We start from the raw sequence: 12818 nt of genomic DNA, 5'->3' as shown, positions 1-12818 counted from the left end.
TTGACCATTCGAAGGTTTCTCTGTGGTAACTATGAGGAATCGCCCCTCTCATCTGCTGGTAACGTAATCGCGGTCTCGGCCGCTGTTCTTCCGCCGCCGTGGACCCAGCCGCTCACCGCGACCTGTGCGGGAGGCGGCTGTTCTCCGTCAAAGGCTCCTCGGGGCCTGAGCCCGCGCGGAGGCCGGTGCCGCCGACGGCAATCGGTTGAATTCAAACAGCACGGACACGGACGTCCCGCGCTCGGGACCGTCCCTTCCCGATCACATCGCGAGGCGTCCACGAGGCCGCCGAACGAGGAGGGGGAGCGTCGATGACCGACGCCCATGAGTTGATACCGGCCGCCAGGCCCGTCATCGACGAGGAGGAGATCGAGGCCGCGGTGCGCGTGCTGCGCAGCGGCCGGGTCGTACAGGGGCCGGAGGTGGCCGCCTTCGAGGAGGAATTCTCCGAGCTGGTCGGCGGGCGGCACTGCGTCGCCGTCAACTCCGGCACCTCCGCACTGCACTTGGCCCTGCTCGCCCTGGGGATCGGCCCGGGGGACGAGGTCATCGTGCCGTCGTTCTCCTTCGCCGCCTCCGCCAACGCGGTACGGCTGGTCGGCGCCGACGTGGTCTTCGCCGACATCGAGCCCGACAGCTTCTGCCTGGACCCGGCCGCCGTCGAAGCGGCCCTCACCCCGCGCACCGCGGCGATCATGCCGGTCCACCTGTACGGCCACCCGGCCGCCATGGACCGCATCATGGACATCGCCGGCCGGCACGGTCTCGCCGTCGTCGAGGACGCCTGCCAGGCCCACGCGGCCGCGCTGCACGGCACGCCGGTCGGAGCCTTCGGCAGCGCGGGAACGTTCAGCTTCTACCCGACCAAGAACATGCACGCCCTCGAGGGCGGCATGGTCAGCACCGGCGACGCCGAGGTGGCCCGTGTCCTGCGCCTGCTGCGCAACCAGGGCATGGAGCAGCGCTACGCGAACGAGATCGTCGGCGCCAACATGCGCATGACGGACGTGGCCGCCGCGATCGGACGGGTGCAGCGCGGCAAGCTCCCCGCCTGGACCGAGCGGCGCATCGCCAACGCCGCCTACCTCACCGAGCACATCACCGCGCCGACCGTGGTCACGCCGAAGGTCGCCGAGGGCGCCCGGCACGTCTACCACCAGTACACCGTGCGCGTCCGGGGGGACCGGGACGCCGCCATGGCCCGCCTCACCGAGGCCGGCATCGGCAACGCCGTGTACTACCCGACGCCCATCCACCGGCTCAAGCCGTACTGGGAGCCCGACCAGAAGGCCGGCCGGACCTGGGACCTGCCCGAGACGGAGCGCGCGGCGGCCGAGGTCGTCTCGCTGCCCGTCCACCCGGGCCTGGCCCAGCGGGACCTGGAGCGCATCGTGTCCGCCGTGAACGCGCTGGGGGAGCAGAAGTGAGCACCGCGAAGCGGCTGCGGGCCGGACTCGTCGGCCTGGGTTCCATGGGGCGCCACCACGCCCGCGTCCTGTCCGGTCTGGAGGGCGTCGACTTCGTCGGCGTCGTCGACCCGATGGGCGACAAGCACGGAGCCGCGCAGGGCGCGCCCGTCCTGGCCACCGTCGAGGAACTCATCGACCTCGGCGTCGACTACACCGTGGTCGCCTGCCCCACCGCGCTGCACGAGACGGTCGGCCTGCAGCTCGCCGAGGCGGGCGTCTGCGCGCTGATCGAGAAGCCGCTCGCCGACACGGTGGACGGGGCGCGCCGGCTCGTGGAGGCCTTCGAGTCGCGCGGCCTGGTGGCCGGCGTCGGGCACATCGAGCGCTGCAACCCAGCGCTGCTGTCGCTGCGGGCACGGCTGGAGGCGGGCGAACTCGGCGACGTGTACCAGGTCGTCACCCGGCGCCAGGGCCCCTTCCCGCACCGGATAGCCGATGTCGGCGTGGTCAAGGACCTGGCCACCCACGACATCGACCTCACCGGTTGGGTGACCGGCCGTACGTACACCTCCATCGCCGCGCACACCGTCTCCAAGAGCGGCCGCCCCCACGAGGACATGGTCTCCGCGGTCGGCCGCCTCGACGACGGCACGATGGTCAACCACCTGGTCAACTGGCTGAGCCCGCTCAAGGAGCGCTTCACCTCGGTCACCGGCGAGCGCGGCTGCTTCATCGCCGACACCCTCACCGCCGACCTGACCTTCCACTCCAACTCGGCGGTGGCCACCGAGTGGGAGGCCCTCCAGGCATTCCGCGGCGTCGCCGAGGGCGACATGATCCGGTACGCGATTCCCAAGCGCGAGCCGCTCCTCGTCGAGCACGAGCTGTTCCGCGACGCGGTCCTCGGCCGGCCCGCCGACATCTGCACCCTGCGCCAGGGCCTGCGGACCGTCGAGGTCGCCGCGGCGGTACTGGAGTCGGCGGCGGACAGCCGCAGTGTCTCGCTCCTGCCGGAGGACCTGATCAGTCATGGCGGCTGAGCGCCACAGGCGCACCGCACCGGACGTCAGCGTGATCGTCGCGGTGTACAACACGATGCCCTACCTGACGGAGTGTCTGAACTCCCTCATCGGACAGAGCATCGGGCGCAAGCGGCTGGAGATCGTCGCGGTCGACGACGGATCCACCGACGACAGCGGCGCCGAGCTGGACCGGTTCGCCGAGCGCTACCCCGGCACCGTCAAGGTGATCCACCAGGACAACTCCGGAGGCCCGGCGGCACCCAGCAACCGGGCGCTGGACGTCGCGACCGGCCGCTACGTCTACTTCATCGGCTCCGACGACTACCTCGGTGAGGAAGCCCTGGAGCGCATGGTGAAGTGCGCCGACACGAACGACTCCGACATCGTGGTCGGCAAGATGGTCGGCACCAACGGGCGGTACGTCCACCAGGCGCTGTACAAGAAGAGCGACCCGGACGTCCGTCTCACCGGCTCCGCCCTGCCCTTCACTCTCGCCAACACCAAGCTGTTCCGGCGCGACCTGGTCGAGCAGCACAAGCTGCGCTTCCCCGAGAACCTGCCCGTGGGCAGCGACCAGCCGTTCACCATCGAGGCGTGCGTGCGCGCGCGGAAGATCTCCGTGGTGGCCGACTACACCTGCTACTACGCGGTGAAGCGAGGCGACGCCAGCAACATCACCTACCGCGCCGACCACCTGGCCCGGCTGCGCTGCACGGCGGAGATCATGGACTTCACCGCCGGGCTCCTCCCGGCAGGCCCGGAGCGCGACGCCGTGCTCCGTCGCCACTTCACCTGGGAACTCGCCAAGCTGATCCAGGACGACTTCCCCGCCCTCGACCGCGACCTCCAGCGCGACATCTGCGCGGGCATCGCCCGGCTCGCCGACGCCTACTTCACGGACGGCATCCGGGACGCGATGGACGTCAAGCGCCGGGTGCGCATCTGCCTGGCCCGGGCCGGGGCGATCGACACGCTGTGCGAGGCCATCACCTCGGAGATGCAGCACGGGGCCCCACCCTTCGTCGCCGAGGGGGACCGCGCCTACGCCCGCTACCCCGGTTTCCGCGACTCCCTGACCGGCCTGCCCGACCGGTGTTACGAACTCGTCGGCGAGGCGGTCCCCGGCAGGCTCGCACAGGGCACCGAACTGCTCGCCTCCGCCTGGGAACAGGAGGGCGAGGAGATCACGTACACGGCGTCGGTCAGGGTGCCCGTCGTCGGTGACACGGCCGGTGCCGTCCTGCGGCTGGCCCGCGGGGCCATGCCCAAGTCGGCCGACAAGGCCGGGGCGAGGAAACTGCCGGCCGACCACTCCCTCCCGAAACCGGTGGGCCACCACGGCACCGAGCCCGCCGGGGACGGCGCCGGCACGGTCCTGCACGCCCGCATCCCGCTGGAGCGGTGCGACGCCAAGCTCGGCGCCCGGGTCTACCTGCGGCTCGCCGGGACGGAGTACGAGATCCCGGTGCCCGGCAAGGGCAAGCCCATGCCGTTGTCCCGCCGTTGGGGCAGCCTCGACGACCCCTACCGCGCCGCCGCCCTCGTCAACGACAAGGGACGCGTGGTGGTCGCCACGGCCCAGTTGTACCCGCCGAAGAAGTCCCTGGCCTCCCGGGTGAAGACCACACTCGTCCGCGGTCTCAAGAGGAAGTAACGACCGAACCATGAACATCTGTGTAGTAGCGCTCGGCAAGATCGGGCTTCCGCTCGCCGTGCAGTTCGCCTCCAAGGGCCACCGCGTCATCGGAGCGGACGTCAACGAGAAGGTCGTCGAGCTGGTCAACGCCGGCGTCGAGCCCTTCCCCGGTGAGCACGACCTGGACGTGAAGCTGAAGCAGGCCGTCGACGCGGGCCTGCTGAGCGCGACGACGGACACGGCCGCCGCGGTGGCCGAGTGCGAGGCCGTCGTCGTGGTCGTCCCGCTGTTCGTCGACGCCGAGGGCGTGCCGGACTTCGGCTGGATGGACGCCGCTACCAAGGCGATAGCCCAGGGCCTCAGGCCGGGCACCCTCGTCTCGTACGAGACCACGCTGCCGGTCGGCACCACCCGTACCCGCTGGGCGCCGATGCTCGCCGAGGGCTCGGGCCTGACCCCGGGCGAGGACTTCCACCTGGTCTTCTCGCCCGAGCGCGTGCTCACCGGCCGGGTCTTCGCCGACCTGCGCCGCTACCCGAAGCTGGTCGGCGGCATCGACGAGGCCTCCGCGGCGCGCGGTGTCGTCTTCTACGAGGCGGTCCTGGACTTCGACGCCCGCGACGACCTGCCCCGTCCCAACGGCGTCTGGGATCTGGGCACGGCGGAGGCGTCGGAGCTCGCCAAGCTCGCCGAGACCACCTACCGCGACGTCAACATCGGCCTGGCCAACCAGTTCGCGCGGTTCGCCGACAGCAACGGCATCGACGTCAAGAAGGTCATCGAGGCCTGCAACTCGCAGCCCTACAGCCACATCCACCAGCCGGGCATCGCCGTCGGCGGCCACTGCATCCCGATCTACCCGCGGATGTACCTGTGGAACGACCCCGCCGCCACCGTGGTCCGCTCCGCCCGCGAGGCGAACGCCGCGATGCCCGAGTACGCCGTCGACCTGCTGGCCGCCGCCTACGGCGACCTGACCGGCGTCAACGTGCTGGTGCTGGGCGCCGCCTACCGCGGAGGCGTCAAGGAGACGGCGTTCTCCGGTGTCTTCCCGACCGTCGAGGCGCTCAGGGCGCGCGGCGCGGTGCCGTTCGTCTCCGACCCGATGTACACCGCCGAGGAGCTGGCGGCGCACGGTCTCACCCCGCACGCCGGTGAGACGGTCACCGCCGCCATCCTGCAGGCCGACCACGCCGAGTACCGCACCCTGACCCCGGCCGACCTGCCGGACGTCACGGTCCTCGTCGACGGCCGCCGCACCACCGACCCGGAGGCCTGGAAGGGCGTCCGGCGGGTCGTCATCGGCGGCTGACTCCCCGCGCGAACGGCTCCGGCCCCGCCCCCATGCAGGGGGCGGGGCCGGAGCCGTTCACGCGGAGGTGACGGAAGTCACCGGGCGTCCGCCATCGGTGGGGACCCGGACCGGGTGGGACGCCGGACGGAGGGACCCAGGCGGCGCAGCCGGCGCTCGGCGGGATGCTCCACCCACTGGTAGGCGATGCCCGCGGCAGCGAGGCTGACCAGCAGCACACCGGCCCAGAAGAGGAGGGTCTCGCCGCCCGGGCCGGGGCGGCCCCACTGGAAGACGGCGGCGCGGATCACGATCTCGTGGATGAGGTACCAGGCGAAGGACCAGTGGCCCAGCCGGATCATCCAGGGCCCGCCGAGGCCCGTGCGCCGCCCGTCGAGGTCGGCGCGGGCCGCCGCGCAGATGAGAGCGGCGAAGATCGGCGCGGACAGCCACTGGGAGGCGGTGTACGGGCTGTACCAGAGGGCGTCCGGGACCGCGTGGTGCCAGGGGATCAGAGCCACGTGCCAGGCGACGACGAGCCCGGCGGCCACCGGCAGCGACACCGGGGGGCGCCAGCCGCGCTTGAGCGCGAGACCCGCCACCACTCCCAGCACGAACTGCAGGAACCGGGTCAGCGGCAGGTAGTCCATGGCCCAGCCGCGTGTGGTCGGCGGCAGCCCCGACAGCGCGGGCCACAGCACCAGGGCGGCGACGGTGACCGCGACCGCTGTCCACGCCCAGACCCGTGGCCTGCGGGCCGCCAGCAGTGCCAGCAGGGCGGGGAAGCACAGGTAGAAGAAGGCCTCGTCGGTGAGCGACCAAGCCGCCGGGTTGCCGCCGGTGAACATCACCGGATCGGGGAACCAGGCGTGCACCAGCAGCAGCGTCGCAGCGACCGCCTTGAGCGACACGGCCCGGTCCATGACGGCCCACACGGCGACCGAGAGGGCGGTGCTGACGGCGAGCAGCGGCCAGATGCGGGCGAAGCGACGCCACAGGAAGACCGGGGTGGGCACACGCGCTCCGTCGTAGGTCCAGGCGAGCACCACACCGGACAGGACGAAGAAGAACGTCACACCGCTCCGGCCGTACCAGACCGCCTCACTGACCCCCGGCACGGTGCCGACCTGCCGGGACAGGTGGTATAGCACCACCAGTAGCGCCGCCCAGAAGCGGAGTCCGGTCAGCGAGGGCAGCCGGTCGCGGCCCGGCGCCGGTATCGAGGTCACGGAGGGTTCCTTCAGCGTTAGGGGAGCAGGAGGCGGTCCAGTTGCCCACGTACGACCGGCCAGTCCCAGGCCTCCAGCGCGGCCGTGGACGCTGCCCGGCCGGCCTTCCGCCAGCTCTCGGGGGTGGCGGTGACCTCGAGGATCCGGTCGGCGGCCTCCTGGGCCGAGCCGACGACCCAGTCGGCCGGGAACAGGGTGCGGGCGCTGTTGGCCCGGCCGGTGAAGAAGGGCCAGTCACGGCACACCGGCACGGCACCGCTCGCGGCGCCCTCGACGAACCCGCAGTGGAAGCTCTCCCGTACGGAGGAGCTGAGGATCACACCGATCCCGGTCAGCGCGGCAGGCACGTCGTCCTGCTGCCCGAGCCTGCGCAGCGCACCGGAGGGCTCGAGTTCAGCCACCTCGCGGCGGTAATGCCGGGCGTAGGCACGGGACGCGGCACTGAAGCGCGCGTCCACGTCCTCGCCGAGCAGGAGGAGACGGAAACGGGAGTCGCGGGCGCGCAGGATCCGCAGCACCTCGATGGCCCACCGGGGGTCCTTGGCCACGGACGAGATGCCCGTCAGACCGAGGGTGAACCGGGCGTCCTCGCTCTTGGGGAGGACATGACCCGCCAGGTCCATGGCGTTGGCGACGACGTGCAGCCGGGGCCCGGCGGGGGACGCGAGCTGAGGCACCGTGGCCACCGTCAGGTCCCGAAGGTGAGCACCGACGAACACCAGGTCGTCGACACGGGAGAAGTCGACCAGGAACGGCCAGGGGCTGAAGGTCTCGGCGCTGTGCAGCCGTACGACGATCCGGGTGCTGCCCGGGTCGACACAGGTGAACAGCGCGGCGGGACCGACGCACCAGTCGATGAAGACGGTGTCCGCCCAGTCCAGATGGGGGCGCAGGAGTTCCTCGGCCCGCCGGCCGAAATCCGGGTCGGCGCCCAGCCGGTGGGCCGCGAGACGAGTGAGGGAGGTGGCCATCCCGTCGAGCTCCGGCACCTCCTTCACGTCGAGGAACCGCACCTCGACATCGGGGTGGTCCTCGTAGCGACCGCGGATCCGGTGCAGGAAGTTGGCGTTGCCGCGGGTGACGAACAGCAGCCGCAGCGGCCGCCCGCCGGGGGAAGCGGGCGGCACGGTCCGGCCGGCCGGCTCCGTCAGCGCCCGGACGGCCGCGCTGGCGCGCAGCGGCGCCGTGTACGTCTCGGGGGCGTCGGCGAGCGGTGAGCTGGTCCGGTCCAGGTGCAGCACTCGGTGGAAAGCGAGCTGCAGCGCCGTGACCACGGACGCCGCGGCCGCCCGGGCGTCGCCTCCGGCCCACCGGGCGTCGGCCCAGGCGAGTTCGGCGCCGACGGCGGCGTTCAGGGTGCGGGGGGCCCGGCCGCGGGCCAGCTCGACGCGGGCCGCCTCACCGAGCAGGTCGGCCCGGCGGCGGGCATCGGTCGTGAGGCGCGCGGCGGAGCTGAGCGTGCGCACCGCGCCCTCGGGCCGGTTGACCTGGTCCAGGCCTCCGCCCACCCGGTGGGCGAGCCGGTACCGCAGCGGGTCGGACAGTCCGGGCGCGGTCACCATGAGCCGCCACGCCCGGGCCCCCGCTCCGGTGCGCAGGACCCTGGGGTGGAGTCCCCCGCGGGTCACCGCGCGGATCCCCCGTCGTATGTTCTTCATGCCCTCGGGCTCTTCTCGAGGAGCGCCGGCCGGACCGCCGCGGTGAGGTTCCGGGCGGCCGGAGCCATCAGCAGGCCCCGGGTGAACCTGGCCGCGTGGTCACGGGCCTGCGCCCGCTGCTCCGGGGTGGCCTCCACGGCCATCCGGGCCGCCCGCACGAACGAGTCCGCGATGCCCTCCGCGTCCAGACCGACGGCGCCGGTCCACAGCGGATGTCCCGCCAGTACGTGGGAGGCGTCGTGGTCCACCTCGTGACAGGAGACCACCGGCAGTCCGGAGGCCATGAACTCGTACACCTTGCCCGAGGTGACGAACCGTCCGCCGACGAGCATCAGCACGAGCGCGTCCCAGCGGCCGTAGGTCGCCGCGACCTCGGCCTTGGCCACCGGGCCGCCGAACAACACCCCGTCCGACTCGGCCTGCCGGATCAGCGTCATGTGGGCGTTGGCCTCACGGCTCGCGCCCGCGCCGATGTGCCCGCGGATCTCGAACCGGGAGCGAGCCACGAGCGGGTCGCGCTCCCTGGCGGCGCGCCAGCCGTCCAGCACGGTGGCCAGGAAGGCGGGCTTGAAGTTCACCGACCCCAGGTAGCCGAAGGTCAGGCCCTGCTCCGCGTCCGGTGCGCCGTGGGCCTCGGGGACGCTGTCCGGATCGAAACCGTTGCGCACGACGTGGACCCGCTCGGCGAGCTCCGGGTAGCGCTCGCGGTAGAAGTCGGCGATCGGGTCGTTGACGCACCAGATCGCGGTCGCGTCCGACAGGACGCGCTCCTCCCACCGGCCGGCCTCGGAGTCCCGGGTGAACGCCTCGCCGCCTCCGATGACGTCGATCGACCAGCCGTCCCGGAAGTCGATCGCGTACGGGACCTTGTGCGTGTCCCACAGCTTCCTGGCGGCTGCCAGGTTGACGTAGGGGGCGCAGCTGGCCAGCAGCAGGTCGGCCGGGAACTCGCGGTGGATGTCCAGGACGCCCTGCTCCAGCGCCGCGCGCCAGCCACCGAAGACCGGCTCGGGGAAGTGCTCCAGGTGCCGCTCCCGCTCCCGCTGCATCCAGCGGATCGGGTTCAGCGCCCGGTCCTCGGTGAACAGTCGGATGTCGGTTTCCAGATCCTCACGGGCCAGGGGCAGTTCGACGATCCGCACGCGCGGGTCCACCGGGGCGGAGAGGGTGTGGTCCAGGCCGTACTCCCGCTCCCACGACTCCTCCGCGATGGTGAGCACCGTGACGTCCCAGCCGAGTTCGACGAACTTGTTCGCCGTCTCGCGCATCCGGTACGCACAGCTCTTCGCCGCCGGCGGGAAGCCGATGGCGAGGTAGATCATGTGCGGCCGGACGCCGTCCGGACGCGGCCCCGTGGTCCTGACGCCGGACGGCACCGCGCCCGGAGCCGACGGGCTGAGGCGCTTGATCACGTTTCGCAAGGGAGTGCTCCGAGAGACTGTTGAACGGTGACGGGAGGACGGTGGTGTCAGCCCTCGACGATGGCCTGTACGGCCCGCACCGCGGCGTTCCCGTCACCGTACGGGGTACCGCGCTCGGTGTCGGGAGCGGGGCGCGTGGCCAGCTCCGCGAAGTCCGGGGTCTCGTGCGGGTCCGGGACGAGCACGTTCCAACCGCCTTCGAGGGTCTCGACCCATTCGGTCTCCGGACGGATCGTGGTGCAGGCGCGGCCCAGCAGGAAGGCCTCCTTCTGCAGACCGCCCGAGTCGGTGACGACACCTGCGGAACCGAGGACGGCGCCGACCAGGCCGGCATAGGGGAGCGGACGCCCGACGTGCACCGCGCCCTGGTCCAGCTTCAGGCCGTGCTCCTCGGCACGGGCCACCAGACGGGGGTGCGCGAGCAGCGCCACCGGGACGGGCAGTGCGGCCAGCGAGCCGATGATGGCGGCCAGGCGCTCCGGGTCGTCGGTGTTGTCCGGCCGGTGCAGCGTCGCCACCAGGTAGGGAGCGTCGGCGTCGATGCCCTCGGGCAGCGCCGGACGCGGGTGCTCGCCGGCGAGCACGGCGTCGCGGATGCGCAGGCAGACGTCCACCATGACGTCACCGACGAGCGTGGAGCGCTGGGCGAGACCCTCGTTCGCGAGGTGGCGCATGGCCTCCTCGGTCGGGGCCAGCAGCAGGTCCGCGGCGTGGTCGGTGAGAACGCGGTTGTGCTCCTCGGGCATGCGCCTGTTGAAGGACCGCAGCCCGGCCTCCAGGTGGGCGACGCGGTAGTGCAGCTTCACCGCGGAAAGCGCTCCGGCGACCGTGGAGTTCGTGTCCCCGTACACCAGCACCCAGTCGGGCTTCTCGGCCTCCAGCACCTCGTCCATGGCGGTGAGCACCGCGCCGGTCTGCGCGCCGTGACCGCCCGAGCCGACACCCAGGTGCACGTCGGGGTCCGGAATGCCGAGGCCGGAGAAGAAGACGTCGGAGAGGTCCGCGTCGTAGTGCTGGCCGGTGTGCACGATGACGTGCTGGTGCGGAGTGTCGGCGAAAGCGGCCGCGATGGGGGCGAGTTTGACCAGCTGGGGGCGCGCGCCCACGACACTGATGACCTTCACGTGTACTGCTCCTGCCGAAATAGGCGACGGACGACCGAACCCTGATCATACGAGCGTGTCGATGATTGACAGTGCGCCCGGGACGACCGGACCGGATCCCGGGCGGGAGGTGCGCTGCCGGTATGCTTTGATGCGGGCCGGGTTATGTGGCCGTGCCGTCTGCGTGCAACTGCGTGCACGAGGCGCCCGCTTTGAACGGAACTGGTGTGTGAGCTCGATCCTTCGTGCGGGCTCCTGCCATGTGCCGAAAGCTTCAGATCACGAAAGGCACACGTATTTATGGAGCTCGACAGCGCTGACGGGCAGCGCCGGCCCAAGGGAACTCGAGGCCGAATCGTGATGCTCGTGGACAACGGCGTCAAGAACGACTCCCGCGTCCAGAAGTCCGCCCGGTCCGCCGCTGAAGCGGGATGGGACGTCATCCTCTTCGGTATATCGAACACGCGCGAGATCCAGACCTGGACCATAGGCGACGCCGAGGTCCGGCTGGTGCCGAAGCCGAGTCCGCTCTCGCCCCGCCAGCAGGACATGAAGGGGCTGCGGCACCGCGCCCCGCTCGCCTACCGCAGCCCGAAGATCGCTTCCTACCGCAAGCAGCAGGTGAAGGCCTGGCGGGCCGACCTCCGGTTCCGCGCGACCGCGGCCAAGGCCGACGGGCCCGGCAAGCCGAGCGCCGGCGGTTCGCCCGCCCGGCTGGTCGTCCCGAAGGCCGCGGCGAAGGTCACGGGCAAGTGGGTCGCGCTGCGCTCGCGGGCGACGCACCGGGCGAAGCGCAAGCGGGAAAAGTTCGACTCCCCCTTCGACAAGGCGGTCACCAAGTTCTGGCAGGTGTCCATGGGGGAGCGCGCCTGGCGGCGGCTGCTGCCGTACCTGTGGGACTTCGAGCTGGCCTTCGCCAAGCACATCGACGAGCTGAAGCCCGATCTGATCCACGCGCACGACTTCCGCATGCTGGGGGTCGGTGCACGTGCGGCAGTCCGGCTCCGGGGCGCGGGGCACCCCGTCAAACTGGTCTGGGACGCGCACGAGTTCGTCCCCGGGCTGCACTCCCACCATGAGCGCTGGCTCCCGGGGCACGTCGCCTGGGAGAAGGAGCACGCGGTGTTCGCCGACGCGGTGATCACCGTCTCCCCCTCCCTCGCCGACCTGCTGGTCAAGGGGCACAAGCTCAAGGAGACGCCGTACGTCGTCCTCAACGCCCCGGTGACCCGTCCGGCGCCGGACGAGGTGGCCGACGTCGAGCCGGTCCCGGACCTGCGCGAGCTGTGCGGCGTCGACCGGGACACCCCGCTGCTGGCCTACTGCGGCGGAATCAACCCGGTGCGCGGCGTCGAAACCATGATCGAGGGTCTGGTGCACCTGCCCGACGTGCACGTCGCCCTGGTCTCCCTGCCGCCCGGGCGGAAGCCGTTCCCCGCCACGAACAAGGTCATGGAGCTGGTCGAGGAGCTGGGAGTGGGCGACCGTGTCCATCTCCTGCCGTTCGTGCCGCACTGGCAGGTCCCCGAGTTCCTGGCCACGGCGGACGCGGCGGTCAGCCCGCTGCACCACCTGCCCAACCACGAACTGGCCCTGAGCAACAAGTTCTTCGAGTACTCCCAGGCCCGGCTGCCGCTGGTGGTCAGCGACATCCGCACCATGGCCGAGATGGTCGATAAGACCGGCCAGGGCGAGGTGTTCAAGGCCCAGGACGTCGAGGACTACGTCCGCGCCGTCAAGGCGGTCCTCGCCGACCCGGAGCGCTACCGCAAGGCCTACGACACTCCGGGTCTGCTGGAGAAGTGGACCTGGGAGGCCCAGGCCGTGGTGCTGGGCGAGATCTACGACCGGCTGCTGCCCGGCACTCGGGCGCCTGCCGCGTCGAAGGACCGGCAGCCCCCGGCCCCGGCGGCGGAGCCGGAGGGCTCCGCGTACTCGAGCGCCGTCTGACGGACGGCCACGACCGGTCCGTCGGCCCGGTGACGAGGAGGGCCGGCGGACGCCGGCCCTCCCCACCGGGCCGGCGCACCGCACCGTGCCCGGAACGGA

At 71.7% G+C, this 12818-nt stretch carries 9 protein-coding genes; 5 read left to right on the top strand and 4 right to left on the bottom strand.

Annotated features, from left to right (window positions below; genetic code table 11):
- The first annotated feature begins 311 nt into the window (after nucleotides 1-311).
- From ACZ6A9_RS19990 to ACZ6A9_RS19975, 4 genes are read left to right on the top strand one after another with little or no spacing between them, the layout of a single operon-like run.
- On the top strand, nucleotides 312-1427 hold the full coding sequence (locus ACZ6A9_RS19990; RefSeq protein WP_468987318.1) for a DegT/DnrJ/EryC1/StrS family aminotransferase: 1116 nt from the start codon (nucleotides 312-314) through the stop codon (nucleotides 1425-1427).
- On the top strand, nucleotides 1424-2449 hold the full coding sequence (locus ACZ6A9_RS19985) for a Gfo/Idh/MocA family protein (RefSeq protein ID WP_468987317.1): 1026 nt from the start codon (nucleotides 1424-1426) through the stop codon (nucleotides 2447-2449). Before ACZ6A9_RS19990 ends, ACZ6A9_RS19985 begins: the two co-directional genes overlap by 4 nt.
- Entirely contained in the window at nucleotides 2439-4085 is a 1647-nt protein-coding gene (locus tag ACZ6A9_RS19980) for a glycosyltransferase family 2 protein (RefSeq protein WP_468987315.1), read from the top strand. The genes ACZ6A9_RS19985 and ACZ6A9_RS19980 overlap by 11 nt, the downstream gene beginning before the upstream one ends.
- Before the next feature lie 10 nt (nucleotides 4086-4095).
- Nucleotides 4096-5379, top strand: a complete 1284-nt coding sequence (locus tag ACZ6A9_RS19975) for a nucleotide sugar dehydrogenase (RefSeq protein ID WP_468987314.1) — start codon at nucleotides 4096-4098, stop codon at nucleotides 5377-5379.
- 77 nt (nucleotides 5380-5456) lie between these two features.
- Here ACZ6A9_RS19975 and ACZ6A9_RS19970 read toward each other — a convergent pair whose 3' ends face one another.
- The 4 genes from ACZ6A9_RS19970 to wecB all read right to left on the bottom strand — a co-directional run bounded on the left by ACZ6A9_RS19970 (nucleotide 5457) and on the right by wecB (nucleotide 10790).
- Nucleotides 5457-6587 (bottom strand): acyltransferase family protein, encoded by a 1131-nt coding sequence (locus ACZ6A9_RS19970; RefSeq protein WP_468987310.1) that lies wholly within the window; start codon nucleotides 6585-6587, stop codon nucleotides 5457-5459.
- 17 nt (nucleotides 6588-6604) lie between these two features.
- Nucleotides 6605-8245 carry a glycosyltransferase family protein gene (locus ACZ6A9_RS19965; RefSeq protein WP_468987308.1) on the bottom strand — a complete coding sequence of 547 codons (1641 nt, stop codon included), beginning with the start codon at nucleotides 8243-8245 and terminating at the stop codon, nucleotides 6605-6607.
- The gene (locus ACZ6A9_RS19960; RefSeq protein ID WP_468987800.1) at nucleotides 8242-9567 is read right to left on the bottom strand and encodes a glycosyltransferase family protein; all 1326 of its coding nucleotides are present in this window, start codon (nucleotides 9565-9567) and stop codon (nucleotides 8242-8244) included. The genes ACZ6A9_RS19965 and ACZ6A9_RS19960 overlap by 4 nt, the downstream gene beginning before the upstream one ends.
- Nucleotides 9568-9713: 146 nt before the next feature.
- Nucleotides 9714-10790, bottom strand: a complete 1077-nt coding sequence (gene wecB, locus ACZ6A9_RS19955) for a non-hydrolyzing UDP-N-acetylglucosamine 2-epimerase (RefSeq protein WP_468987307.1) — start codon at nucleotides 10788-10790, stop codon at nucleotides 9714-9716.
- A gap of 339 nt (nucleotides 10791-11129) precedes the next feature.
- Here wecB and ACZ6A9_RS19950 point away from each other — a divergent pair, with 339 nt between their 5' ends.
- On the top strand, nucleotides 11130-12719 hold the full coding sequence (locus ACZ6A9_RS19950; protein WP_468987798.1) for a glycosyltransferase: 1590 nt from the start codon (nucleotides 11130-11132) through the stop codon (nucleotides 12717-12719).
- Nucleotides 12720-12818 lie beyond the last annotated feature (99 nt).

The organism is Streptomyces sp. NPDC041124, assembly GCF_055592385.1.
The sequence above is the reverse complement of the archived record's forward strand: the minus strand, read 5'-3'. Positions and strand labels throughout refer to the sequence as shown.

What these genes read in the sequence shown, in the direction of transcription:
- ACZ6A9_RS19990 (WP_468987318.1), top strand. Translation starts at nt 312, where the DNA reads ATGACCGACGCCCATGAGTTGATACCGGCCGCCAGGCCCGTCATCGAC.
- ACZ6A9_RS19980 (WP_468987315.1), top strand. Translation starts at nt 2,439, where the DNA reads ATGGCGGCTGAGCGCCACAGGCGCACCGCACCGGACGTCAGCGTGATC.
- ACZ6A9_RS19975 (WP_468987314.1), top strand. Translation starts at nt 4,096, where the DNA reads ATGAACATCTGTGTAGTAGCGCTCGGCAAGATCGGGCTTCCGCTCGCC.
- ACZ6A9_RS19965 (WP_468987308.1), bottom strand. Translation starts at nt 8,245, where the DNA reads ATGAAGAACATACGACGGGGGATCCGCGCGGTGACCCGCGGGGGACTC.
- ACZ6A9_RS19960 (WP_468987800.1), bottom strand. Translation starts at nt 9,567, where the DNA reads ATGATCTACCTCGCCATCGGCTTCCCGCCGGCGGCGAAGAGCTGTGCG.
- ACZ6A9_RS19950 (WP_468987798.1), top strand. Translation starts at nt 11,130, where the DNA reads ATGCTCGTGGACAACGGCGTCAAGAACGACTCCCGCGTCCAGAAGTCC.